At 52.6% G+C, this 25,920-nt stretch carries 23 protein-coding genes; 2 read left to right on the top strand and 21 right to left on the bottom strand.

The annotated features are described in order from the left end of the window. A partial coding sequence (locus tag OXH16_03985) for a hypothetical protein (GenBank protein ID MCY3680530.1) occupies positions 1-182 on the top strand: 182 nt, incomplete at its 5' end. Positions 183-246: 64 nt separating this feature from the next. On the opposite strand, the gene OXH16_03980 is transcribed toward OXH16_03985, so the two are convergent. The 8 genes from OXH16_03980 to OXH16_03945 form a co-directional block, all read right to left on the bottom strand. Continuing rightward, a complete protein-coding gene (locus tag OXH16_03980; GenBank protein ID MCY3680529.1) occupies positions 247-1,137 on the bottom strand; it encodes a DUF58 domain-containing protein in 891 nt (296 codons plus the stop codon). A 2-nt stretch (positions 1,138-1,139) separates the two neighbouring features. After that, positions 1,140-2,309 (bottom strand): chromate efflux transporter, encoded by a 1,170-nt coding sequence (gene chrA / locus OXH16_03975; GenBank protein ID MCY3680528.1) that lies wholly within the window; start codon positions 2,307-2,309, stop codon positions 1,140-1,142. A gap of 5 nt (positions 2,310-2,314) precedes the next feature. Beyond that, the gene (locus tag OXH16_03970; protein ID MCY3680527.1) at positions 2,315-3,682 is read right to left on the bottom strand and encodes an aspartate aminotransferase family protein; all 1,368 of its coding nucleotides are present in this window, start codon (positions 3,680-3,682) and stop codon (positions 2,315-2,317) included. A 59-nt stretch (positions 3,683-3,741) separates the two neighbouring features. Beyond that, positions 3,742-5,025: a Gfo/Idh/MocA family oxidoreductase gene (locus tag OXH16_03965; protein ID MCY3680526.1), complete on the bottom strand. Its 1,284-nt coding sequence runs from the start codon at positions 5,023-5,025 to the stop codon at positions 3,742-3,744. A gap of 12 nt (positions 5,026-5,037) precedes the next feature. Then, the gene (locus OXH16_03960) at positions 5,038-5,823 is read right to left on the bottom strand and encodes a hypothetical protein (GenBank protein ID MCY3680525.1); all 786 of its coding nucleotides are present in this window, start codon (positions 5,821-5,823) and stop codon (positions 5,038-5,040) included. Between the two features lie 200 nt (positions 5,824-6,023). Further along, a complete protein-coding gene (locus OXH16_03955) occupies positions 6,024-6,890 on the bottom strand; it encodes a xylose isomerase (GenBank protein ID MCY3680524.1) in 867 nt (288 codons plus the stop codon). A gap of 22 nt (positions 6,891-6,912) precedes the next feature. Beyond that, entirely contained in the window at positions 6,913-8,370 is a 1,458-nt protein-coding gene (locus OXH16_03950; GenBank protein MCY3680523.1) for a sulfatase-like hydrolase/transferase, read from the bottom strand. After that, positions 8,367-9,218, bottom strand: a complete 852-nt coding sequence (locus OXH16_03945) for a carbon-nitrogen hydrolase family protein (GenBank protein ID MCY3680522.1) — start codon at positions 9,216-9,218, stop codon at positions 8,367-8,369. The genes OXH16_03950 and OXH16_03945 overlap by 4 nt, the downstream gene beginning before the upstream one ends. A 153-nt stretch (positions 9,219-9,371) precedes the next feature. Between OXH16_03945 and pckA the strand changes: the two genes are divergently transcribed. Then, entirely contained in the window at positions 9,372-10,952 is a 1,581-nt protein-coding gene (gene pckA, locus OXH16_03940) for a phosphoenolpyruvate carboxykinase (ATP) (protein MCY3680521.1), read from the top strand. Positions 10,953-10,957: 5 nt separating this feature from the next. Here pckA and larA read toward each other — a convergent pair whose 3' ends face one another. The 13 genes from larA to OXH16_03875 all read right to left on the bottom strand — a co-directional run bounded on the left by larA (position 10,958) and on the right by OXH16_03875 (position 25,887). Beyond that, positions 10,958-12,214 (bottom strand): nickel-dependent lactate racemase, encoded by a 1,257-nt coding sequence (gene larA, locus OXH16_03935; GenBank protein ID MCY3680520.1) that lies wholly within the window; start codon positions 12,212-12,214, stop codon positions 10,958-10,960. 2 nt (positions 12,215-12,216) lie between these two features. Next, the gene (locus OXH16_03930) at positions 12,217-13,482 is read right to left on the bottom strand and encodes a neutral/alkaline non-lysosomal ceramidase N-terminal domain-containing protein (GenBank protein MCY3680519.1); all 1,266 of its coding nucleotides are present in this window, start codon (positions 13,480-13,482) and stop codon (positions 12,217-12,219) included. Then, positions 13,479-14,213, bottom strand: coding sequence for a haloacid dehalogenase type II (locus tag OXH16_03925; protein ID MCY3680518.1), 735 nt, complete (start codon positions 14,211-14,213; stop codon positions 13,479-13,481). Before OXH16_03925 ends, OXH16_03930 begins: the two co-directional genes overlap by 4 nt. A 2-nt stretch (positions 14,214-14,215) precedes the next feature. Further along, positions 14,216-14,923 carry a haloacid dehalogenase type II gene (locus tag OXH16_03920; protein ID MCY3680517.1) on the bottom strand — a complete coding sequence of 236 codons (708 nt, stop codon included), beginning with the start codon at positions 14,921-14,923 and terminating at the stop codon, positions 14,216-14,218. 10 nt (positions 14,924-14,933) lie between these two features. Then, positions 14,934-16,031, bottom strand: coding sequence for an LLM class flavin-dependent oxidoreductase (locus OXH16_03915; protein MCY3680516.1), 1,098 nt, complete (start codon positions 16,029-16,031; stop codon positions 14,934-14,936). Between the two features lie 24 nt (positions 16,032-16,055). Continuing rightward, on the bottom strand, positions 16,056-16,763 hold the full coding sequence (locus OXH16_03910; protein ID MCY3680515.1) for an inosine monophosphate cyclohydrolase: 708 nt from the start codon (positions 16,761-16,763) through the stop codon (positions 16,056-16,058). Continuing rightward, positions 16,760-19,615, bottom strand: a complete 2,856-nt coding sequence (locus OXH16_03905; protein MCY3680514.1) for an insulinase family protein — start codon at positions 19,613-19,615, stop codon at positions 16,760-16,762. Before OXH16_03905 ends, OXH16_03910 begins: the two co-directional genes overlap by 4 nt. 21 nt (positions 19,616-19,636) lie before the next feature. Then, positions 19,637-20,974 carry a glutamate-5-semialdehyde dehydrogenase gene (locus OXH16_03900; protein ID MCY3680513.1) on the bottom strand — a complete coding sequence of 446 codons (1,338 nt, stop codon included), beginning with the start codon at positions 20,972-20,974 and terminating at the stop codon, positions 19,637-19,639. Between the two features lie 24 nt (positions 20,975-20,998). Beyond that, positions 20,999-21,520: a nucleotidyl transferase AbiEii/AbiGii toxin family protein gene (locus OXH16_03895; GenBank protein MCY3680512.1), complete on the bottom strand. Its 522-nt coding sequence runs from the start codon at positions 21,518-21,520 to the stop codon at positions 20,999-21,001. 73 nt (positions 21,521-21,593) lie between these two features. Continuing rightward, the gene (locus OXH16_03890; protein ID MCY3680511.1) at positions 21,594-23,069 is read right to left on the bottom strand and encodes a CoA-acylating methylmalonate-semialdehyde dehydrogenase; all 1,476 of its coding nucleotides are present in this window, start codon (positions 23,067-23,069) and stop codon (positions 21,594-21,596) included. A 15-nt stretch (positions 23,070-23,084) separates the two neighbouring features. Next, positions 23,085-24,542 carry a sulfatase-like hydrolase/transferase gene (locus tag OXH16_03885; GenBank protein ID MCY3680510.1) on the bottom strand — a complete coding sequence of 486 codons (1,458 nt, stop codon included), beginning with the start codon at positions 24,540-24,542 and terminating at the stop codon, positions 23,085-23,087. A 7-nt stretch (positions 24,543-24,549) separates the two neighbouring features. Further along, entirely contained in the window at positions 24,550-25,074 is a 525-nt protein-coding gene (locus OXH16_03880) for a cupin domain-containing protein (GenBank protein MCY3680509.1), read from the bottom strand. Positions 25,075-25,104: 30 nt separating this feature from the next. After that, the gene (locus OXH16_03875) at positions 25,105-25,887 is read right to left on the bottom strand and encodes a sugar phosphate isomerase/epimerase (protein MCY3680508.1); all 783 of its coding nucleotides are present in this window, start codon (positions 25,885-25,887) and stop codon (positions 25,105-25,107) included. Positions 25,888-25,920 lie beyond the last annotated feature (33 nt).

The following is a 25,920-nucleotide window of genomic DNA, read 5'->3' as shown; positions in this document are numbered from 1 at the left end:
AGGCGTATAAGGAGGTTGAGCATAAGGCGCATCAGGTTCATCTGATGATGCTTAAATTGCGGGCGTTAGTGGAGGTTAAGAGAACGTGGAATGTGGATCGTATTCTGAAGATTATTACCTCGTTAGATGATATTGCCCAAAAGGAAGAGCGCATTCTGAAGGATGTTTTGAAGGCTCTTTGAGGCGTGTACACGATAGTACATAAAATCCCCTATTGCGCGTTATTGCGATGGGGGATTGGTTTTTTTACATCAATTTTTTGCGTTTGGCGAGGTAGTTGAAGAGGGCGGTGTCAAAGGGTTCTGAGGTTTCGAGGAGGACGTAGTCGATCAGGGCTTCGCGGCATTCGCGGCGGTAGCGGTTGATGAGGGTGTCCATGTGGTCTCGGTATTCAGGTGCGAGGTGCCAGGGTTCTGTAGAGATTTGCGTGCCGGATTCGAGATCGACGAAGCGCATTTCGCGGTTGAAGTCGAGGTCGCGTTCTCGGGGGTCCAGGATGTGGAAGACGATGACTTCGTGGTTGCGATGGCGAAAGTGTTTGAGGCCGTTGAGCAGGCGGTCCGGGTCGTCGAAGAGATCGGAGATGACGATGACGAGGCCGCGGCGCACGATGCGTTCTGCCAGTTCGTGAAAGGTGGCGGCGAGGTCGGTATCGGTGCCTTCGGGGCTGGTGTTTTGAAGTGTGGTGAGCAGGGTGTGTAAATGACTGGTGACTGAGCGGGGCTGCAAATACGTGCGAATGCGGTCGTCAAAGGCGATTAATCCGACGGCGTCGCGCTGGCGCAACATGAGGTGGGATAGGGCGGCGGCAGTATAAGATGCGTATTGGTATTTGGTGATGGCGTCCGAGCCGTATGCCATTGAGGCACTGGCGTCTATGAGGAGATGGGATTTGAGGTTGGTTTCTTCTTCGTATTGTTTGACGTAGAGGCGGTCGGTTTTGCCAAATACTTTCCAGTCCAGGTCGCGCAGGGAGTCCCCGGGCATGTATTGCCGGTATTCGGAAAATTCGACGGAGAATCCGTGATAGGGGCTTTGGTGCAGGCCGGTGATAAATCCTTCGACGACCATGCGTGCGATCAGGTCCAGGCGCGCGAGCCGGGAGACGACTTCGGGTTTGAGATATTCCTGGGTCATCCCTATAATCCCGCGGCGAGGATGATCCAACCCGCAACAGCTCCGCCAACGACCAGCCATACTGCGCCGACATTGCGCCACAATATCAGGATGGATGCGATGCCCGCGATTGCCATTTTGGGTATTGAATCCAGGGTTAGATAGCCCAGTTCTATTGTTACAGCGGCCATCAATCCCACGGCGCAGACGTTTACGGCGTCGAGGAATGACGCTACCCATTCAGATTCTCGCAGCCGGGGCAAGAGGGGGTTCAGGGCAGCGACAAATACAAAGGAGGGTAGGAAGATCGCGCCAGCAGCGACGAGGGCTCCGGATAATTTGCCGCCGGTGACGAGATAGCCGATGAAGGCTGCGGTGGATAATACGGGTCCGGGTGTGAACTGGCCGATGGCAATGGCTTCCAGCAATTGTTCCTGGGTTAGCCAGGCATATCCGAGTACGAGTTCTTCTTCGAGGAATGCGATGAGTAAGTATCCGCTGCCGTAGAGTATTGCGCCAATTTTGAGAAAGAATAGGCCCAGTGCCCAGAGTGTTGGTCCTGCTGCGGATACGGCGCCTTGGCTTGCGAGCATGGTCAATCCCGTGCCCGCTATTGGCGCGATTACGGCCATGTGTTCGCGGTCTCTCGGTCGCGTCATGCGCAGCCAGAACATGCCGATGATTCCCCCGCCGATCAGTGCGAGGACGCCGCTAAATTGGGTGAGGGACACGAGCATGACAGCCAGGCCCAGAAAGCTCAATCGCCAGCCTTTTACGGCTTTTTGACCCAATCGCCACAGTGCGCCCAGGATGACGGCGAGGACTGCTGGTTTGATGCCGTAGAGTAGATCGGCAACTTCTGGGATGGCGCCATACGTCATATAGGCCCAGGCGAGTATTGTTGTCAATGTGACGGCGGGAAAGATAAAACACAGGCCAGCCAGCAATAGTCCGGGCCAGCCTCCGCGCAAGAATCCCAGGTGTATCGCCATTTCAGTCGAGTTTGGTCCGGGGATAATACTGGTTACGCCGACGAGGTCTAAGAATCGCTCGCGCGATAGCCAGGCGCGTTTTTCAACTACTTCGTCTTCCATCAGGGCGATGTGCGCTGCGGGTCCACCAAATCCTATGACGCCGAGTTTGAAGAATAATGCCGCTACTTCGCGCAGTCGTCCGGGTCTTTTGTTTTCCATATAATTTACCTTTGTATATCATTCACAACTTCAGCGAGTACCTGTAAGCCATCTTCGAGCGCGTCTTGTTCAATGGTCAAGGGCGGAGAGATTTTTACGGTTTGTCCCCACGCGCCCACAGGGGCAAAGAATAGCAATCCTTTGTGAAAACATCGCAGTACAATTTCGTGCGCCAGGTCCGGGTCGGGTTCTTTTTGTCCGGGTTTTACCATTTGTACACCGCCTACGAGTCCTTTGCAGGTTACATGTCCGACCACGTCGGGATGCGCGGTCTGGATTTTTTTGATTCCGTTCATCAATACGGGTTCGAGTCGCGCTGCATTGCCGGTTAAGTCGTCATTTACGATTTTTTGCAGGCTGGCGAGTGCCGCTGCACAACAGACGGGGTTGCCCGTGTGGGTGCTTGTCATTGATCCGGGGGGGTATAAGTCCATGACTTCGGTTCTGCCGATTACGCCCGATAGGGGCAAGGAACTGCTTACGCCTTTGCCAAAGCAGATGAGGTCGGGTGTTACGCCGTAGTGCTCAAATCCCCACATTTTACCGGTGCGACCAAATCCCGCCTGTACTTCGTCAAAGATTAAGAGGGCATTGTGTGCTTTGCACCATTCAGATAGTGCCTGTACGTATGCTACGGGCGCGAAGTCAGGTCCCACGCCCTGATATGTTTCGAGCATGACGCCGCATACGTCGTTTGCATTTAGTCCTTTGTCTTTGAGTGTAGAGCAGAAGAAATCAAAATCTACGTTTTCCGTCCAATACCCGTCGGGAAAGGGGACCTGTACGATGGCGGGGTCTTCGTTGCCGATCCAGTCTTTTTGCCCGGGCATGCCGCCGACTTGCTGTGCGCCCATTGTGCGTCCGTGAAATCCGCGTTCAAATCCCACAAAGCCGATTTTCTTTTTTCCTCCGGTTGTAATGCCGTATGTTCGCGCGAGTTTTAAGGCGTTTTCTGTGCTTTCAGATCCGGTTGTTAGTAGAAATGCTTTGTCTAACCCTTCTGGTGCCAGTTCGATCAGAAATTCGACGAGTTGCGCCCGTTCTTCGCTCGGGAATACGTAGTTGTGCAATAGTCCGGTGCCTACCTGATCTACGATTGCACGCCGCACTTCGGGCATGCCGTGCCCGGCATTGGTGACAAGTACGCCCGAACTCCAGTCGAGCCACATGTTGCCGTATTTGTCATAGACCTGACAGTCTTCTGCGCGGTCCCATACAATGGGCGGTTGTCCGCGCATGGAGATGGGTTCTACCCGGTGCAGGGTTTCCAAAGTTGCTACCGAGTCTGGATGGGGCACAGGGGTCACGATGCGGCGATATTTTGTATCGACTTTTGGTACGTTGACAGGGGTGATGTCAAATTCTTTTCCCATTGGATCAGGATTTCCCAGATTAAAGGATTTTCAGGATGCCACCCTTCCACCACGCCACTTCACACCGGCTTATCGTATATTTTTTCAAATACTGCGTCGGGTCCGTCAGATGCGCGGTTGGGATCGACGATGGTGATGCCGTCTGCGCCGAATTGCGCTGTGACTGTGGCGCCTTTGCCTTCGCGCATGTATTCAAAATTGCGGTCGCGGACGATGCGTGCGGCATCTACGATCGCCGTGGTGATCCGCCCGTCTTCAGCCGTGGGATAGATTTCTTTTACGTCTGATAGGGTTTCGCCCAGGAAGTCGATGCGGCATATTGCGACGAGTGCCACGATGATGCTGTCTGTGCCATATCCCACATAGACTTCTGAGCCGTCGGGGCGTTTGACGTTGCGCGTGAAGTGGTTGTTTGAACTCTGGCTGCCGCCGTCTGCGTACCAGAATCGAAATCCGCGATATTGCTGGTCGGATTCCACTTTGCCGTCGGTGCCGACGATTTCGTGTCCCTGATTGACGGGTCCTTCAAAATCGTCGGGCGTGATCCAGTTGTTGTGGAAGTAAATGCTCATGCCGTTGTCGAAATCTACGCGGACCTGGACGGCGTCATAGGCGTCAATACCGTCGCGTATGAGGCGTTTTTTTTGTCCTACGGCTGTGAGGGATACGGGTTTGCTGCGGTAGTAGTTGTAGAATAGATCGACCCAGTGGGGTCCCACGTAGGAGAAGGGGTCGCTTTCTTCTGCCCACTTAAATGTGCTGGTGGATACTTCGAGGGGCTCTTCCAGCATGGCGAGTCCGTAAATGGGGTCGCCGATGCGATTGGCGATGTCGTGCTCGATGCGCATGTGATCCGGGTCGTAGCGTTTGTGCATATCTACCGCGCATACCAGTCCTTTTTCATTGGCGAGTTCGATCATTTCATCGGCTTCGTGGACCGATAAACACATCGGTTTTTCGGTGATGACATGGGTGCCGTTGTTCAATGCTGCGAGGACTACGGGTGTGTGCAGGTTGTCGGGTGTGGCGACGGCCATGACGTCGAGGTCCGGAAAGTCGCGCAAGACATCTTCCCAGGGGGTTTCGCCCCAGTAGGGTGCGGGCGCGTGTCCGGTCCATTGTTCGAAGTTGGCTTTTGCGCGTTGTGCGGATGCTTCGCTGCGCGTGGCTACTGCAACGAGATCAAATTCGATGTCTGCAAGGTCGCGCGCCCAGGCGTCGAGTCCGACTCGTCCCATCAGGCCACTGATGCCGTTGCGTTGCAGATCCGCAAAGGCCCGGGCGTGAACATCGCCGCCAAACATCCCGGCGCCTATCAATGCTATTGTTACTTTTCTTGCCATTTATTACTCCGTTCAAGTTTGGGATTTACTACGTAAAAACGATAGGTCAGCCTTTGCCGCTGCCCAGAGGTCGTCCATGTTTTCGCCGGGTTCGCGCGTTCCTTTGGAAAATTCGACGGTGATGGAGCCAGAGAATTTGTATTCGGCCATCAGGTCCAGTGCCGTTTGAGCGCGCTCGGTATGGTCGTGGAGTAACTGGACATTGGTGTTTTCGTCGCGCAGTTGGGTGTGTGCGTGTGTGACTTTGGGACCAAAGAGGTCGAACCATCGCTTCAGGATATCCATTTCGGGGATGAAGCAGTGTACGATGATTTCCCAGCCTTCGATGCCCAGGTCATCGAAGAATGCCTTGGCGTCATCGGGGTGTTCGACAATTGTGCCGGGGTGGCATTCGCAGAGCAGTGTACAGGTTTGGGGGACTTGTTCGCGCCAGGCGCGCAGGTTGTTCAAATAAGTTTCGCGCAAGGCAGGGTCTTTGCCCACGTTGAATTTTACACCGGCTGAGCCGAATAGGCCGATCATTTCTGCCGCGTTTTGGCGCGCACCGGCATCGTTGTCGTCAAAGTCGCAATAGGTGTTGTAGATCGTTGCGGAGAAATTAGAGGATAGCAATTTTTCGCGCTCGGCGTCTGAACACAATGTGGCGTGATATTCCCAGAGTTCCATGCCATCAAATCCGGCTTTCCGAAAGCGGTCAGTCCAGTCGCTTACCTCGTAGGTCGGTGTTTTGGGATCGCCCCAGCGGTTGAGGTCCAATAATATGGAGCCGATTAAAATTTGTCCATTGCGATTTGACATGTTATATCTCCTAAAAGCAACCACAGATTAACACCGATGAACACGGATGGTTACCGTGTTGCCAATCCCGCAATACTTGCAAGGGATGTACGCTTTAGCTGGTCAATGACACATGCTTTCGACACACGCAAATGTCGGACACAAAAAATCTTTCATCTGTGTGTATCTGTGTTCATCCGTGGTTGCTTGTCTAATATCAGTTATTTGTTCCAATTTCTCATCAACCGACGCCAGACTTTTATGATTTCATTTTTTTCCCGGATGGCATCCTCCCAGATGTCGGGGAAACAGGCGAGCGCGTATCCAGAACCCTGGGGTCCCAGTTCGGGTACGATATGGAGTATTTTGCCCGGTTTTGCGCCCTGTAACCACGCATTGAGGGCGGGTTCCAGGTAATTGGTTAACCAGATTTTGAAATCGCGATCCAGTCGCCCTTTGTCATTTGTGACCGGGGTCTGGCAATGGCTGCCGGTAAAGGGGCGAAAGTGGATGAGTTCGTGCATTTGCAAGAGGTCGGTGCGTTCAGACAATCGCTCCCAGTATTCGTGCGGGCGGAGTTGTTTGATGATTGCCGGGTGCGAGTGGTCGAAGTTCATTCGCAGTTTCTTTTTGTGTTTTTTTCGGTACGCATCGGCGAGTGCAAAGGCTTTTTCCGGCGTTTCTGTACATGTGTCGCGATGGATCTCGATTGCGGGTTTGACTTTGTGCTTTTTTCCGGCTTTGACGACTGCTCGCGCGACTTTTACCGCGTCTTTTGTTTTTGTGTCGTGATCGCACAATTGGACGTTGATGTGAACCACGCCTATGTCGGCAAATGCTTTCATTTTTGCGTCGGCTTCTTTTTTACTGCCCACATCTACCCCGCCTACCATTTCCAATCCCTGTTTGTGCAGTTCTGCGGCTAACTCGGCGTCGGCGCCAGACGACATGCCGTGAAATCCCGCTTCTTTCACTTTTCTCACTTTGGTCTGAATAGTCCAGGGATTTCTTGCAGATGGGTAATCTCTCAATGACCAGTCTGCGGCCATGATTTTAATTTTTGGTTTTTGAACGGGTTTTTTTGCCATATAACACCTCCGCATAATGTTTTTACATCGGCCCAATGCGTTCTGGACCTCTGTCCATTGCGAGCATTGACGCATCAAAGCTGCGTTGCATTAAGTCGAGTTTTACATCCGCGTGATCGGGACTGTCCCACAGATTGTCAAATTCGTCTGGATCCTCCTGTAAGTCGTAAAGTTCGCCCAGGCCGTGTCCGTGATAGACCACGAGTTTGTACCGACGGTTGCGATACATTGTGGCAAATGTTCCGTCGGCTTGATCGAGTGCATCGTAATATTCACAGCGCACGAAATCGCGGTGTTCGTCGGGGGGTTGATCACCGCTGAGCATGGGTGATAGAGAATGCGGTTGCATTCGCTCGGGTACTTCTATACCAGCGAGTTCCAACAAGAGGGGTGCTATGTCGCGCAATTCGACGAGTGCATCGCTTTTTTGTTCCGATTTTACGTAGCCCGGCCATGAGAAAATGAGTGGTACGCGCACGAGTCCTTCGTAAAAACGGCATCCCTTTTGAATCAGGCCGTGGTCTCCGAGAGTTTCGCCGTGGTCGCTGGTGAAGATAATCAATGTGTTGTCGCGCTGTCCAGTTTCTTCCAGTGCGGCTATTATGCGCCCGAGTTGATCGTCGATCAATTTGATCATGGCGTAATAGGCGGCAATGAGTGTTTTTGCGTCGCGTTTTCCGGCTGATTCAGATTCGTGCAATCCGCGCGTCGGTGTTCTGGGGATTACGGGGCTTCGTATATCCAGTTCATCGGGATGCCGCCCTTTGGACTGGAAGTCGATGGCTTCCAGTTTTTCCTGTTGCGCGAGATCGCTTTCTCGGAATAGCGGGCCGTTTACCTGTTCGGGATCGAACATTTCGCGGTACGTTGTGGGTGGGTTAAATGGCGGATGCGGGTCGTAGATGTTCACAGAGGCCAGCCAGGGTCCATCGCGCTGTTCGCTCAAAAATTCGATGGTTTTTTCCACACACCACGTTGTCTGGTGCAGTTCTGCGGGTACGCCGTCGGGGCTTTTGATGAGTTCGCCCAGGATTTCGCCTTTTGATCGTACCCAGTCGGCATAATCGTGTCCGGTTTCCCAATCGTCCCGAGGCGCGTGGCTGTATTGCCAGTAGCGGTATCCGTCATCTGTTCTTTTTTCAATGCGCCCATGCGCGCTCGATAAGTGCAATTTGCCGATTAGTCCGCAGTCGTATCCATTGTCTGCGAGTATTTTGGTGACCAGGGGGGGCGCATCTGGGAAATGCGAGTTGCCATTGCCGTTTACGTGTACGGCACTGGCGTATTGTCCGGTCAAAAAACTCGTCCGACTGGGTGTGCAAATCGGACTCTGGCAATAGGCATGGGTAAATGCAAATCCTTCGGCGATTAGTCGGTCGATATTGGGGGTATCCACATGGGGATTGCCCAATGCACCAATGGTGTCATATCGCTGCTGGTCTGTGCAGATCCACAAGATGTTTGGTTTTGTTCCTTTCATATATGCTCCTTTTTGCAATCTACTAATTTTACGCCTTTTTTCATCCATTCGCGCAGGCGCGTTGTGTCATTCACGGCTCGCAATGCGATGTTGCGGGATGCCTGATGGAGGTCTAATTTGCGGATTATGATTTCGTCGGTGAATATGCCAGCTTCGGTTATGACGTTGCCATTCGGATGGATGATTTTTGATTCGCCGTGGGAAGATCCCGCGCGGTTGATGTCCAGGGGGTCGGCAGGGGCGTTTGCCATGACGACGTAGATGTCATTTTCGGTTGCGCGGCTGATGGGCATGGCGCGATAGGCCGACAATTTGTGCTCTGAGGTGACAGAGCTTTCACAACTGGCGAAGAAGCAGATTTTTGCACCGGCTGCGGCGGGCAATCTCACGAGTTCGGGGTATCGAATGTCGTGACAGATTAAAAAACAACAGGGTATGCCGCACAAGTGATAAATAGGCAAGTGTTGCGCGGGTTCACACCATTTTTCACCCGCCAGATGTATTTTGCCATAGCGTCCCTTTACGGTGCCATCGCGATCTATGACGAGGAGGCTGTTGTAGCGGTGTTCGTTTTCGAGATGGGTGGAGCCGACGATTGCGGCAATGCCTTTTTCACGGCATACCTTTATAATTTGTTGTTCGGCTCTTTCAATGCGCGTTTGATCCAGGCTTGACCAGAAGTCGGGGCAGTTGGTATAGCCGTATAAAATCCCTTCGTGAAATGCGGCTATATCTACTTTTTCACGCGCACAGGTGTTTATACGGTCGATAATCTCACAGGTGTTTTTTTCGATGTTCTCATCGGCATGCATTTGACATGCGGCAACGCGCAACCATTTTTTGGACATTTTTTCCTCCGATCGATGGTCAGGCGCGAAATATAATGACTATTTTTTAAAAATGAAGGAATTTTTGGTTGTGGAGTAATATTTGGTTTGGCGTGTTTTGTGTGATATATTTTGGTGTTGGGATTGACAACTAATAACCGAAAGGATTCGTTTATGACTGGAATAAATCTGGAACGCTACAATATTACCAGGCCGCTTATTTTGCGCAATGCTTCGCCAGCGGTGCTTTACGAGGAGGCGCTGACCCACGAGACTGGATCGACTATTACGAGTACTGGGGCACTTATTGTGCGTTCGGGAGAAAAGACCGGGCGCAGTCCAGAGGATAAACGCATTGTGAATCATCCCGATAGTGCGGACGATATCTGGTGGGGTGAGGTCAATATTAAACTCGATGAGCGCACGTTTCTGATTAATAGAGAGCGGGCTATCGATTATCTCAATGTCTGCGATCGCATTTATGTGGTTGATGGGTACGCGGGCTGGGATCCCAAATATCGCATTAAGGTGCGGGTTGTTTGCGCCCGCGCGTACCATGCCCTGTTTATGCACAATATGCTTATGCGTCCCTCGCGTACAGAGCTTGAAAATTTTGGCGAGCCGGATTATGTCATTTTTAATGCTGGCAGATTTCCCGCGAACCGATATACGGCTGAGATGACTTCGACTACGAGTGTGGATGTGAGTTTTGAGTTGCGAGAGATGGTTATTTTGGGGACGGAGTATGCGGGTGAGATGAAGAAGGGTGTTTTCACGGTTCTGAACTATGTTTTGCCCAAGCAGGATATTTTGTCGATGCACTGTTCGGCCAATGTGGGTGTAGCAGGGGATACGGCGCTCTTTTTTGGCCTGTCTGGTACGGGAAAGACGACGCTTTCAGCCGAGCCTCAGCGTCGTTTGATCGGCGATGATGAACACGGGTGGAGCGATCGCGGTATTTTCAATTTTGAGGGTGGTTGTTACGCCAAGTGCATTGGTCTTTCACAAGCGCGCGAGCCGGAGATTTACAATGCGATCCGTTTTGGGACGGTGCTCGAAAATGTCGTTTTTGACGAGCATTCGCGCGTGATTAGTTACGATGATGATTCTATTACGGAAAATACGCGCGCGGCTTATCCCATTGAGTATATTCCCAATGCACAAATTCCATGTGTGGGCGGTCATCCCAGGAATGTGATTTTTTTGACTTGTGATGCTTTTGGGGTTTTGCCCCCGGTGAGCAAGCTCACGCCCGCACAGGCGATGTACCATTTTATCAGCGGTTATACGGCCAAGGTCGCGGGTACAGAGATGGGTATTACTGAACCGCAGGCTTCTTTTTCGGCCTGTTTTGGCGCGCCTTTTCTCGTGTGGCATCCGGGGAAATACGCCGAGCAATTGGCAGAAAAAATCCAGCAACACAATTCGGATGTGTGGCTGGTCAATACGGGATGGTCGGGCGGTGGCTACGGCGTTGGTAAGCGCATTACGTTGACGAATACCCGCTCTATTATTCGGGCGATACACAATGGTGCTTTGACAGATGTGGCGTGTGAGACAGATCCGCGCTTTGGTTTCGAGGTTCCAAAAACCTGTCCAGATGTTACGGGTAGTATTTTGTCGCCGCGTGCGACGTGGTCTAATCCTTCTGAATACGATGCGAGGGCTACATATCTGGCGCGGTTATTTAAGGAGAATTTCAAGCAGTTTGAAGATGGGATCAGCGATGAGATTCTGAAGGCGGGTCCTGTTTGAGGAGATTACAGGTAGGGGATGACGAGTGGGCCGTCGGGCAATACGGCTACGCGGGCATCCCGGGATTTTAGATGGTCGTGTATCGCTTTGTTGAGGTCGGGTATGATCTGTAGTTTGCAGGCGCGGACCTCGTCGCTGTTCATTTCGGTATAGACTTTTACGTTTACGCGGTCTAAGATGCCCGATAGAATTTGCGCCTGCCACTGGTCGAGGATGGGTTCGCGTGCATAGACCGATTCTATCACGTCTGCAGGTGTATGGCCTTCGCGCATCAATGCCGCAAAATTGCCGTGGTCGGGTACGCCATCGCTGCACGCACTGGCTACGAGGATTGTTCCGCCGTCGGTTACGATACGCGCTGCGGCTGAGATGCCTTTTACGGTTTGATACAGGTTTTGATCCAGGGGAAAGCCGCTGTTGGATGTGACGACCAGCGGGAAGGGTGTTTCGACAGGGACCATTGCCGAGGCTTTTACATCGGCGCATCCCTTTGCATGAGCGAGGGAGAGGTCGCCCGCGTAATATCCCGAGATTTTCTTTTCTGCATTGAGTGTCACGTTGAGCAAAAAATCCGGGGGACATAGTGCGACGCATTCTCGGATTTCCCGGTGTAGTGGGTTTTCGTGGAGTACGCCCCAGGTGCTGTTTGGGTCGGCGATGAGTTCGGCGCGATGGAGTCGGAAAATGGTTTCAATGCCCGCCACGCCGGGCGCGACGGCTTTTGGTCCGCCCGAGAAGCCCGCAAAGAAGTGCGGTTCGATAAATCCGAGGGCGATGCGCACATCTGCGTTGAGGTATTCTTTGTTCAAAAATACGGTTGTTCCATCCGCAGTTTTGCCCACCTGTTCGTTTTGCGTTTCGCTAAATGCATCGTGATTGACGATGCGTACGCGGCGAACCATCTCTTCGCCAAACATTTCGACAATTTCGCGCTTTGTATTTGGCCTGTGCGTGCCCGTGCCGATTAATACGGTTACCTGGTCGGGGGATACGGGCAGTTCTTTGAGTAGCCATGGGATCAGTTGTTTGTTGGGGACGGGACGGGTGCCGTCGGATGTCGCAATTACGACCCGGTCTGAAGGCTTGACTATTTCTCTGAGCGGTTTTGTGCCGAGAGGGTGGCGCACGGCTTTGTGAAAGAGCCGTTTGGGGTCTTCTAGTGCTGGTTCAAATGAGGGACGGATTACGTCCCAGTGCGCGAGTTTTGGATCTGTATCAACAGATACGGCTCCTCGGCCATAAGGTATGTCGATTTGTTTCATTTTTAGTCCCGTGCTAAAGCGTCTGCTGTTTGCAGGATGATTTCTTCTTCACCCTGATATGGCGCGGGTTCCCCGTAATACGGATAGGCATTGGGTTCGTAACCGCCTTCTTCGTATTGCCGCTCTGTACACAAATATCCCACTTCGTCGTTGGCATAGCCCACGGGCCACAGGTCCGCGCTGATGTCCCGCAGTCTTTTTTCCATTGCATGCCCAATTTCCTGTACGGGTTCGCCCGGTATGGTGATCAGTGCTATTGGTCCTACCTGTATCAGTTGCATTTCGGTGGGTTTTTCAGATGGGATGGTGCCTGATGCTGCCATGTCCAGTACTTCTCTTGCCCAGGGTCCTGTCAATAATTGTCCGCGTTCGCTTTCGTCTGCGGCCATTTTTTTTAGTTCGTCTTCGGGCATCAGATTGCCGAATGGTATGGCTATGTCGGTGCGGCGGGCAGATATACCTTGTGTACTTCTGGTGTTTAGTCCTGTAGCTATGCGGCATACTTCATCACCGAGTTCGTGACCACACGCGTCCAATTGTTCTCTGGTGGCGGATGCAAATCCCCCGGTTTCGCTCAGGATGGCGGGGCGGATGTTGCCAAAGCATCCGGGTAAGAAGAGTGCTTTGCCGCCGAGGGTTTGTTCAATTCGGTTGCGGGCTATGCCGGGGTAATCGGGCGAGATGATGCCGTTGGCGCCGCTCAATGTGGTTGGGTGACAGGCGTAGTGGAATAATGTGGCGAGGGGGGTGCCGTTTTCTCCTGTTACGTGTAAGACTCTTACGCGGCGATCGACGATTCCGCCGTAGTTCAAGGTCATGCTCGAGGCTCCGGGGAGCGGACGGCGGTTGATGTTGAAATGCGCGGATCCGCATCCCAGGCCAAGGGTTACGGGCTGGAGATTTGCGGCTGCTTCGGCTATGCACGCGGCGGTGGTTTCGACTATGCGATCCATATATTCGGGGTCGGGAGTCCCGCCCAAACACGGCAGTGTGGCGAGGGCGCAGTGCGTGTGGCTGCACGCTACCATTATGCTGTCTCCCGGGATAATATTTGCCACTTTCGCCCGGATTCGGTCAGTGGTGGCTTTTGTTATGCCGATGACGTCGAGTGTGGCAATGGCTATTTGTACATCTTCTTCGGCAAATACAACCGCCCGTACTTCCAGAGGGTAGAGTACGGAATGCGAGGGGTTGGTGTTCCAATGTCCCTGAAGTACTGGGCCGGGTTCGGGCGTGATGTCTCCGCTTGCAACGCCGCTCTGGATCATGGTATGTCTCCTTGAGAAAAAGCCTCCTGGTGTGCCTTTACGAGTTCTGCCATGCTATTGAATTGAAAATTGTAGTTTGGCATTTCGCCCGGGTCTATGGTCGCGCCGAAGCCTTCGTCGTTGAAGCGCCTGTAGATCCAGCAGGTGGCGAGTCCGTTTTTGTTTGCCGGGATGTGATCGTGGTATAAGCTTTCTGCGGTGTGTAGAATTTCCGATTTTTCAATGCCGAGCGATTTGAGGTGTTCCAGCATGTATTTGAAGTTTCGATCCGCAGGTTTGTACGATCCTATGTCTTCGGCCGTGTATATGGCGTCAAATTCAACACCGAGACGGTCGTTGCTGTATTTAAAGCTGTTGTTATCGACGTTGGACAGGATCGCGAGTTTGTAGTGCTTTTTGAGATATTGTAGCGCGTCGGGAGAATCGGAAAACGCTGGCCATTGTTTTATCGATTGACCATAAGCGGCGCACTCATCGGGCGTGACGGCGATGCCCCATTCTTCGGCGAGACGTTTATAGACGATGGCGAGGAGTTCGGAATAGCGCATGCCCGGCGTCCAGGCTTGTTGCGTTGATTCGTGTCGCGCGTGCGCTTGAAGGATTTCATTGCGCGACAATTTTCGTTCGACCTTTGATAGGAGCGGCTCCAGTCCTTTGATCATCCCGGTTTCCCAGTCGATGAGTGTGCCATAGCAATCGAATGTGAGGACTTTGAAATCGGTGAGTTTCATTTTTAATGACATCCCAGTTGATCGGCGAGGTCGTGAAAGTCATGGGCTATGATGTCGAAGTCCAGATCGGGGGGTAAGTCTTTTTTGGCGTTGGGGCCCCGTTCGAGGGGTCGGAATACGAATGCTGTTTTCATGCCGACGCCAGCTGCATGGTGCAGGTCGCCCTGATGGGCGGCGACCATCATGACTTCCCGGGGTTCACAACTGAGCAGTTCGATGGCTTTTAAATAGGTTTCGGCATCGGGTTTGTAATGCCCGGCCAATTCAGCGGATAAGATGCAATCCCAGGGTAGTCCGCCGTATTTGGCCATGTTGGCGAGTAGCGATACATTGCCGTTGGATAGTGTGGAGATCAGGTACCGCGATTTTAACCGCCATAAGCCGCCTGCGGCATCGGGCCAGGGGTCGAGGCGATGCCAGACGCGATTGAAGTCCGCGATTTCTTCTTCGGATAATCCCGAGATGCCGAATTTTTTCAGGAGTTCGTCCAGGATCATGCGGTGCAGGTCGTCGATTTTTGTCCAGGGCAATTCGCCCGTGCGGACGCGGTTCATCGATGGGCCATAGCCCCCGCGCCACGCATCGGCAAATGCAGCCCAATCGATGTCCAATCCCAGTCGCTCGCCCAATCGCTCGCCGTCGCGGATGACTGAACTGCGCCAATCGACCACTGTGCCGAATACGTCAAATGTCAATGCTTTGATTGTCATTTTTTGATCTCTACGGTACTGCGCCTACTGCTTTGTTCAAAGCTGGCATTAGTTCACGGGCGAATAATTCCATGCTGTATATCCAACTATCTTTGTCGTCCCAGTCGTAGCCCATTAGCACGAGCGTGCCAAAGGGTCCGGTTTCCTCGAACAGGTCCAGCAAGCGACGCAGTGCTTCATCGACGTCGCCAGCGATGATCTGTTCGGTCATCAAATAGTCCAGATTGCACTCGGAGTCGGGCATGTCCAGGTCGCGCTTGTACACCTGGCGCCCCAGGCCCCTGTCGAATAGGCGTCCGATGTATTCGTAATTTTTTGCCAGGGAATTGTGCCGCGCCTTTTTTACGGCTTCGGCCGTGGTGTCGGCGAGAAAGATTGAGCGGGCGATTTTCCAGTCGGTCCGCTGTGGTTGCCGTCCCACCTGCAGGGCGCTCTGCTCGTAGATCTGCCAGTTGTCGGCTACCACGTTGCCCGATATCAGGCAGGCGGAAAAGGGCTGGAAGCCGCGCTCGCCAGCTGTTTGCATGCTGTGTGAGTTGCGGCTCATTCCCGGCATGGCGATGGGCGGGTGGGGCTGTTGAAAGGGTTTGTGGATGAAGCCGATCTGGGTTTCCTCGTCAATATTGTCTTTGAGCTGGAATTGCCAGTATTTCCCCCGGTGCTCGTAGGGTGGATCCGATGTCCATAAATTGAGGATGGCGTCAATGGCTTCCCCGGTCATTGCGCCGCCCGATTTGGGATCCAGGCCGTACAGTTCCTGGTCTGAGGTGACACTGCCCGGGCCAAAGCACAGATTGAGTCGGCCTTTGGACAGGTGATCCAAAAAAGATAGACGACTGGCGACATAGGCGGGGTGGTGCAGGTTCAAACAGACCGGTGCCGGTCCCAGGCGGATGCTCTGGGTCTCACCCAGGGCGCGCCCGATGAAAATTTCGGGCGTGACAATGGTTTCGTATTTCATGGTGTGGTGTTCGCCGATCCAAAATTCATCAAAGCCCAGTTCTTCGGCTTTGACAACGAGTTCCAAATCCTCGTCAAATCCCTGACTCAACGGCTTGTCCGGGGCGTGGAAGGGCATGATGAACATACCGTATTTGATGGGTTCCATAGAGGTGCTCCTCCCTGCGGGTTTTTATCCCGATCCGTATTTGTTCACGATCACCAGATTAGCGGTCTCGGGGTGGATGAATTTTACGAGTAGCGAGACGCGATTGTCTTCGTCTAACAGGTTCCAGAATACATCGGCGGTTTGCTGTATGTCGTCGAATAATTCGACGGCATACGGCTCTCCTTGGAATGAGGGCAGGGGATTGCCGTCGTCTGTATATGTTGTGATGCAGTGGCCCGTGCCGGGGATCGCGGTTTCATAATTGAAGAATTGGCGCAAACAATAGCGCGCATCACCGCCAACGGTTTTTAAGACCGATAGTCGATAGGCTTGCGCGTCGCCCAGGTCGGTAAGGCCAGAGATGCGCGGTGTGAAATTGGGGGCGTCGGGTTCATAAGTGCGGGTTTTGAGGGCTGATTCAAAAGAGCCGCCGTTTTGCAAGGTATGGACGATGGTGTCGGTCTGATCGCCATTTGTGACGATATGCGCGTTGCCCAATACGCGGATGGGATAGTACATGGTCAGTGGATCAATGTCATGGGATTTATCCACAGTGTCGGTTTTTACCGCATCGCCTTCTCGCACAAATACGCGGTTGCGACTGCTGGGACTGCGCCCCATGATCCAGTAGATCTGAACCATACATGAGGTATCAGGAGTTTGCCCTATTACAATACCACGACCGGGATAGGTGGCGTTTTTTAAACGATCCATGTCGGCATCTATGGTCATTTTGCCGTCACCCCTTCTTCGGGTAATAGGACGAATCGCGCGTAGTTTTCCAGGTTGAAGTATTGCTGTGTTGATTTCTGCACGTGTTCTGCTGTGAGTTTTTTGATGACTTCGTCTTCGTATGTCAACCACGCCATCAAGTCGATCTCATTCTGGTAATACGTACTCAGCGTTCTGCGCCAGTAGCCGTTTTCTTTTTTGTTCGTTTCTCGACCCCGCAGATCCATTTCGGTCACTTTGTCGATGTAGGATTGTTCGACGGGTTTTTGTTTCATGCTGTCAATTTGGGCAAAGACGAGTTGTGTCAATTCTTCCAACCGTTCGGGATCGCATCCAAAGCTGATTGAGATGCTGTATCGGCCTTCGGGCCAACGCGAGAGAGATGTGCGCACGCCAACGCCGTACGTGCCGCCCTCGTCTTCTCGGAGTAATTCTCGAAGTTTTATCTGCAAGACGTCGCCCATTGAGCCAAAGACATACCGCCTGAATCGATCGTTGTAATCAATGGGCCCGGTGAAGATCAGCCGTGTGCTACTTTTGGGTTCTTGTCCCCGTTTCACTGTTTTTTCAATGACGCCTTTTGGTGCTCTGACGCCTGTGTCGCGCCAGGTTTCTCCGCGATTGAGTGCGGGTAATCCGCCGAGATAGGTTTCTATCAGGGGTTTTATTTTTTCTGGCTCAAAGTTGCCGACAAATACAAATGTGAAGTCACTGGCATCGGCAAATCGGTCTTTGTAAAATGCCAGCGATTTTTGCAGGTCCATTTCCCCCAGTATTTCGTTTGATAGCGGGCGCGATCTGATGTGGTATTGAGACATGGTAACTTGAATTGTATCGGAATAAGCTGTCGTTGGTCTCATGTCCCGGTTTTGCAATATGCCTCGATAGCGGTCCAGTAGTGCTTGAAATGCCAGAGAGTCTGCACGCGGTTCTGTGAAGATGAGATGTATGAGTTGGAACATGGTTTCTATGTCTTCGGGAGACGCGCTGCCCGATACGCCCTCGCTGAGGCTGCTGATGCGGGGCGATACGCGCACGACTTTGCCGGCGAGTTTTTTATTGAGTTCAATTTGATTGAATTTTCCCAGACCGCTTTCCATTATGGCTGATGTCGCTGTGGATGCCGCCATGTAATTTTCATCGCTTGATAGAGAATGACCGCCCGGGCTGAAGGATGTGAATAGGATTTCATCGTTTTTGAAGTCCGTGGGCTTCATGACGACTTTTACCCCATTGCTCAAGGCCCATTCTGTGACGCCAAAGGTGTCGATTGTTGTTTCGCGTACGACCTTTCCCGGCGTTGGGATATTCGCGATGAGGGGGTCGTCGGATACATCTTCCACATAGGGTTCAACCTCTTTTTGCTGGACTTCGTTGATTATGTTCAGCAAGTCCGCTTCGGACGGAACAGCGAGACCATCTTTCTCGGGTGCGGTGACTACGATGACGCGGTTTTTGTCGGTGATCCATTCGCCGACGAGGCGGTTGATTTCTTCGACTTGAATGCTCGGGAGTAATTTTTGAAATAAATCGCGTTCGATTTCAATGCCCGGAATGGGTTCGCCTGTCAATATGTGACGGATGTATTCCGATGCAAAACCGCGCGAACGGCGTCTGTCGCGCTCGCGATAAGATTGTTCGATGCTGCGCAACATGTTGGTTTTTAGGCGATCTACTTCGGGTTGCGTAAATCCGTGGCGTTGGACGCGAATGGCTTCTGTTAAGACGGCTTCCAGGCCGCGTTCAATTCCCCCTTCTTTGACGCCTGCGCCCAGGATGTATGCAGCTTTGGTTCTGACGAGGTTTCCGCGGCCGGAGCCTGCGCCCAGAAATGGTGGATCGGGCTTTTTGGTTATTTCTCTAAATCGCTGATTGAGCATGCTGTTGAACATGTTGCGAATGAGCATGCTGCGATAATCTTCCACGGTACCTTCGGGCGCGACATCTTGCATGAAATAGATATCGATGGAAGATTGAGAATTTTCCGGGTCGGTTGTAATCGCAAATAGGGTTTCACCGTGGTCGGGAACCGTATAGGCGGTTCGGGCACGCGGGTTCTCTGCTTTTGGTATCGGGTCAAAGGTCTTTTTGATCAGGGTTTCAATCGCGTCTGTTTCAAAGTCTCCCACTGCAATGATAGCCATGAGGTCGGGTCGATACCAGTCGCGATAAAAGCGCGTGAGGGATTCGTGCTTGAATGTGTCGAGTAATGCTTTTTTGCCGATGGGCAAACGCTCGGCATAACGCGAGTCTTTGAGCAAGACCGGCAATTGTTTGTCGCGCATGCGCGCTCTGGCTCCGCGTCCCGAACGCCATTCTTCTATGACCACGCCCCTTTCTTTTTCTATTTCTTCGGGGTCAAATTTTACCCGATGCGCCCAGTCGCCCAGGATGCGAAATGCTTTTTCCATTACTTCGGTGCTGTCTGTGGGCATGCGAAGCATATAGACGGTCTCGTCAAAACTCGTGTAGGCATTTAAGTGCGCGCCAAAGCGCATGCCAATGCTTTCGAGGAAATCGATTATTTCCTGTTTGGGGAAGTTGGCCGTGCCATTAAATGCCATGTGTTCGGCAAAGTGCGCCAGTCCCTGCTGATCTTCGTCTTCCAGAATGGATCCCGCATTGACTACGAGGCGCAGTTCAGCGCGGTTTTCCGGTCGTTTGTTCTCCCGGATTACGTAGCGAAGCCCATTTGCCAGTTTGCCCGTTCGCACAGCAGGGTCGATGGACAAGGTGGGTGATGGCGGCGGTTGGGGGGCTGGTGGTTGAGGTGTTTCAATTTCTGTCTGCGTTGTTGCACACGAGGTTATGATACACGTACAGCAGAGTAGAATAACGTAGTTCCTGATCATGATGTTCCCTTTTATTTGATATTATTCCGGACGCCAGACCGCATCCAGTTTTCGATGTGTAAATGTTCTGGCATTTTCGCCGATGTAATCGTCCGCAATATGTCCGTTACCTGTTACTACGTATTTGTAGATGACGAGGCCTTCGAGGCCCACGGGTCCGCGGCTGTGCAGGCGGTTGGTGCTGATGCCCACTTCGGCGCCGAGGCCATAGCGAAATCCGTCGGCAAACCGGGTTGACGCATTGTGTATGACGGATGCCGAATCCACGGCTTGCAAGAATCTTTTCGCGGCTTGCTGGTTTTCGGTTATGATCGCGTCGGTGTGGTGGCTGCTGTATTCGTTGATGTGGGCAATTGCTTCTTCGACCGAATCGACGACTTTGACCGATAGGACATAGTCGAGGTATTCGGTTGACCAGTCGCTGTCACTGGCCGGGGTCAGGGCATCTGCGCTGGCGGCGAGGTCCAGGGTGCGGGCGTCGCCGCGGATCAAGACGCCTTCGTCGGTGAGTTGTTGTATTGCCGTGGCGAAAAAGTTCCTGGCGATTTCGGCGTGTACCAGCAGGGTTTCGGCGGCGTTGCAGACGGCTGCGTACTGCGTCTTGGAATCGATGGCGATGCGCACGGCTTTTTTCAGGTCGGCGTCTTTATCCACGTACACATGGCAGATGCCGTCGGCATGCCCCATGACGGGGATTTTTGTGTTGTTCATGATGTGTTGTACGAATTCATTGCCGCCGCGCGGAATGATCAGGTCGATGAGGTCGTGTAGTTCGAGAATGCCCGCGACTTCTTCTCGCGTTTCCAGAAGGTGCATCCATCCTTCGGGGATGCCGTCCAGGTCAGCCGTTGCAGCGACCATGATTTCGGCCAGTGCGCGGTTACTGTGAAATGCTTCGCTGCCGCCTTTGAGCATGATGGCATTGCCGGATTTTAGACATAGTGTCGCGATTTGCACCAGCGCGTCGGGGCGCGATTCAAAGACCACGCCTATTACGCCTATTGGGACGGTTACGCGATAGAGGTTGAGGCCTTCGTCCAATTCGGTCGCGGCCTGCGTTTTGCCAATGGGGTCTTCTTGGGCTGCGACACTGCGGACGCCAACTATTATTTCACTGTCCAGCTTTTCATCATCTACTTTCAGGCGCTTGATCAGGGGGAGGGTGATTTCTCCCTGTGCCAGCATTTTTTCTGCCGCTGTCTGATCGCGTTTGTTGGCTTCCAAAATGTGATCGCGATTAGCATGCAATGCCTGTGCTATGGCCTCGAGCGCGGCATTGCGCTGTTTTTCCGTTGCCTGACTCAATGCGAGTGCAGCCTGCCGCGCGGTTCTCGCCGCAGCTTTGATATCATCTGCCATGTTTCCTCCTGATTGGCCTGGTCGCTACACCAGTTTTGAAAGGATTTCTGATGGAACGCGCGATTGTAGAAAAGGATACGTTTCAATGAGGCGAGCAATGTCGGCCAGATCTTTTTGCCGTTTGCTGCTGCGTCGGTCCGTATCCATCGCAGCCCATATTTTGCCCTGTAATGTATCTTCAAGACGAGCAACTGGCAGTTCAAGGCCGAGTATTTCGCGCGGTGCAGCGCGATCTGGAAAATCAAAATATCGCGCATCTGTTTGAATTTGTACGCGTAAGTCGGACCCTTTTTGATACACGTTGAGGCTATGGGGAAATTGCTTTACCTCAAAGTTCGCTTCCAACAAGGCTACAACTTGTTTGAATTGTGCAATAGCGACAACCAGATCGAGATCCAGGCTGACCACTGGCTCTACATAGGCATTGACGGCTTGCCCACCAATTACGCAATACGCAATGTCGTGTTCTGCCAATAAAGTGATCAGGTTCTCTAAAAAATGGCTGTGATCCATTGTCACTGTTTTCCAAAAATTGAGTGCGTGCATAGCATTTGCCTGTGAGAATAGCGGTTATCCCTTCCGCTCAGCCCCTTCCGATAATGGCGAACACGCCCCTATGCTAAAAGAATTGCCGCTTTGTGTCAATCCATCGGCTGATTGTGACCTTTTGTCGGGTGAAGAACGATACGCCTTCGGTGCCCTGTACATGTAAATCGCCGAAGAAGGAATTGTTCCATCCGGAGAAGGGGAAGAATGCCATGGGCGCGGGGACGCCGATGTTGATACCGACCATGCCTGCGTTTACTTCGTGGCGAAATTTGCGCGCGGCTCCGCCACTGGATGTGAACAATACGGCTGCGTTGCCGTATCCGCTGGCGTTGCACCGGGCAATGGCTCCCTCCAAGTCGTCTGTGTGCATGGTCGATAATACGGGTCCGAAGATTTCTTCTCTCGCAATGGACATCTGGGGTTTTACACGATCGAAAATTGTTGCGCCCAGGTAGAAGCCATGTGGTGTTTCTTCGACCTGTATATTGCGGCCATCTACGATTAATTCTGCGCCTTCTCGCAATCCGTTTTCGATATGTTGATGGATGCGGTCCAGGTGCGTTTTGGTCACTACTGGTCCCATATCTACACCGGGGTCGCGGTCGGTTGGTCCCACCCGAAATTCGCGTGCGGTTTCACTGAGCGGTTCCAGGAAACGGTCGCCTGCACCTTCGGCACAGACGAGTACGCTGCCGGCCATGCACCGTTCTCCGGCACAGCCATAAGCAGATCCCATGACGGCAGCTACGGTTGAGTCCAGGTCGGCGTCGGGCAATACGATTAAGTAATTTTTTGCGCCACCGGCTGATTGTACGCGTTTGCCGTTGCGGGTGGCTGTTTCATAGACATAGCGCGCCACAGGTGTTGATCCGACGAATGAAACGGTTTTGACTTCGGGATGGGCGAGTAGTGCATCTACCGCGTCTTTTCCGCCGTGTGCGATGTTGAATACGCCGGGCGGCAATCCGGCTTCGGCCAATAATTCGCCAATTCGAATCGCGCTCAAGGGTACGCGCTCCGATGGCTTTAATACGTAGGTGTTGCCACATACCAGGGCGATGGGCAATGTCCACATGGGTACCATAGATGGGAAGTTGAATGGCGTTATACCTACAGATACGCCTATAGGTTGTCGGATGGTGTCACAATCTATTCCCTGTGCGATATTTTCCAGCGAGTCGCCCATCATGAGAGCAGGCGCACCACAGGCAAATTCTGCGACTTCTATCCCGCGTCGAATTTCGCCTCGCGCATCTTCTATGGTTTTGCCGTTTTCGAGGGTTACGAGTTGGGCCAGTTCTTCGAAGTGGGTTTCCATGAGTGCGACAAGCCGGAACATTACGCGCGCGCGGTCAACGGCCGGTGTATTTGCCCATTCGGGAAATGCGTCTGCGGCTGATTGCACTACGCGATCTATTTCTGACGCGCCACATAAGGGCGTTGCGGCTATTTCTGTTCCATCCGATGGGTTGTAAACCGGTACTTTTTCCGTTGTTTCAGATGCCACCCATTCGCCATTGAGGAATAATTTGACTGTCTCGACCATGATTATCTCCTGTGCTCACTCCGATCCATGTTGTCGAAATTTTGGTGCTTCGCCGGGTACGGGCGAGTTGTCAAATGCGCCCCGATGAATTACGGCTTCTTTGCCACCCAGAGATTCAATCATTTCTCGTTGCGAGGTTTTGGCCCGAGTATCCACAGTTTCGGGATCGATGAGGTCGCGCAATTCGCGTTCGAAATTTTCCAGGACTTCCCGATGTTCGGGCGACTGCGCGAGGTCGCGGCATTCTTCGGGGTCGTCTATTGTATCGAATAATTGCGGCGGATTATTGACGTGATATATGTATTTGTATTGTCGATTGCGCAACATATACGCCCCGTGCTGTGCGCCTATGGCGTGGTATTCGCTAAATACCGTGCGGTCGCGGTCTTCTTCTCGTGCAATGGTCCACAGTGATTCGCCCGGCAAGTCCGCGTCTGCTTCGGTTTGTTGCGCGCCCACGGCTTCTAAAATTGTCGGGAAGCTATCGATGAGCGAGACAGGTGTTTCCACGACTTTGCCCGCGGGGACGTCGGGACCTGCCATCAAAAAGGGTACGGCGGCCGATTCTTCATACATGGTAAATTTGCCGTATATGCCGCGTCCACCCAGGTGCTCACCGTGATCTGTTGTGTAGATTATGCGGGTTGTGTCGGTTAGTTCCAGTTCGTCCAGGGTGTTTAGCACCCGACCAATTTGGCTGTCCAGATATGTGCATACGCCGTAGTACGCGGCATTTAGTTGTCGCACGATGGCTTCGGGGAATTGGGGATCAAATGTGAAGAATCGCCTGAAGTAGTCCATTGCGGGATGGTCGGGCCAATCCTCTGTGCGCCATTGCGGCGGCATGGGCAATTCGTCCGGGTCGTAGATGTCGTATGCGTCTGGCGGCGAGATATACGGCGGATGTGGGCACACAAATGATAAAAACAGGCACCAGGGTTTTTCGTCGTGCCAATGCTCTTGTAACCACTTTATCGCGTTGTCTGCGTTGCGCTGGTCGTATTGTAAATATGTCGAGTCGCCCGGTCCCGCTTCTCGAATTCCCGGTCGTTTGTTGCGATAGGGCGGCTGTTCCCGGATACAGGCCAGTATGTCGCCCATGCCATCGACGACGTTTAATGGTTCGATTTCTTCGGTGAAGCCGTGATCCGTGCCCTGGCCCTTAAAGTGCAATTTGCCAATTGATGTGGCGTTAAAATCCTGCTCGCGCAAGCGATGATGCCAGCTTGGCGTGTCTCCGATGTATGGATGTCCATTATCCCAGTTGCCTATCTGATGTACGTAGCGTCCCGTGGCCAGAGATGCACGCGCCGGTACGCAGATTGGGCAGTTGGTGTAGGCATTGGTAAATCGCGTGCCCTGTTCGGATAGCCGATCCAGGTTGGGCGTTTGTACTGTCGGGTGACCATAACATCCGAGTAGATTGCGGTTGTGTTGATCGGATATGATGTAGAGCATGTTTGTCGATTGCATAAAGACCTCATTTTTTCCATAAATTCATTACGGCACCATTTGTTCCAAAGACGGGATCGGAAGCGGGCATTGGTACTTTGGGGATATTTTCCAGCGCGTGTTTGTGTTCACGGGCACTTTCTCGACACAGGTCCGGGTGCTGTCCATCGGGATATGCGCCTACGACTAATAGATCTGAACTCGCGCCCAGATTTTTGTGTCCCACGCCCGCGGGAATTACCATGACATCGCCAGGTCCGATTGTCAAGCGCGCGCCCTGTTCACCGCCCATGCACACTCTGGCACTTCCCTGCGCTATGCCCAGTACTTCGTGTGCTGTGGCGTGGTAGTGGTGAAAGGAATAAATGCCGTTGCGCCACGAACGCGACCAGCGATTGGCGGCAAATACCTGCTCAAATACCCGCGCAGGGTCTTCTTCGGGCAATGATAGAGCAGCTTGATAGACTATGAGTGGGAATGCGCTATTTGGAACCACACCGTCGTCTCGAAAATAGTGAGGTGTTATTTGCACATCTTTTTGGACGAATTCCATAATTTTCCTTTCGCGTGGGTTCAAGGGGTTTTAAGTCATTGTCCTCATTACCTCGATGCACTTAGCTACCTGTTTCTCAGGGGATGGGGCATTATTTTCTTCTTCCAATACCAGCCAGCCAGTAAATCCTTGTAGCGCGTTTTGTAATGCTGATAGATCTAATACGCCTGTGCCCAATTGTGGTCGGACTGCATGGCCTGCAGCGTCTTCTGAATGGTCTGCGAGGTGGATGATGTGTAGTCTGTCTGAGAGTTCTCTGACCAATGAGATTGCGTCTTTGCCCGCCCGTATGTGGTGCCCGGTGTCAAAGGCGAATCCGACGTATGACGGTTCGGTAGATGATGCGAGTTTGACCAGGCCTTCTTGTTCAGATTCCCACCAGTGGTTGTGATAGGCGAGTTGGACGCCTTTGGGCGCGCAGTATTCGCCCAGGAGGTTCAGGCCTTCTGCGGTTTTTTTCCACATTTCGTCTGATACAGTTCCCTGAGTTGGACGCCGTCCGCTGCAAACGATGTACTGTCCGCCAACAGTGGATACAAAGTCGGCGATCTGATCCCCCTCGATTCTGATTTGTTTGCGCGAGGATTCATCCCAGTGCGCGGCGCCGTAATGCGCGCCTATCAGTTCGAGATTGGTTTCGAATAGGATGCGTTTGAATGCTTCGGGGGCTTGAAAATAGCGCTCCAAATTTTTCCAATTTGCTTCCAGGCCCTTAAAACCAAGGTTTCCGATCTGGTGAACTACTGAGAGGAAGTCCGTTTCGTTGGGGTATATTCCTTTGCCAAATGATCTCGCCTGACATCCGAGTTTCATTTTGTTTTCCTTCGGTAAAAAAAGCGCGAATAG

It is taken from the genome of Gemmatimonadota bacterium (assembly GCA_026705765.1).
In the GTDB taxonomy this organism is placed as follows: domain Bacteria; phylum Latescibacterota; class UBA2968; order UBA2968; family UBA2968; genus VXRD01.
Note: the sequence above shows the minus strand (reverse complement) of the source record. Positions and strands in the feature narration are given on the sequence as shown.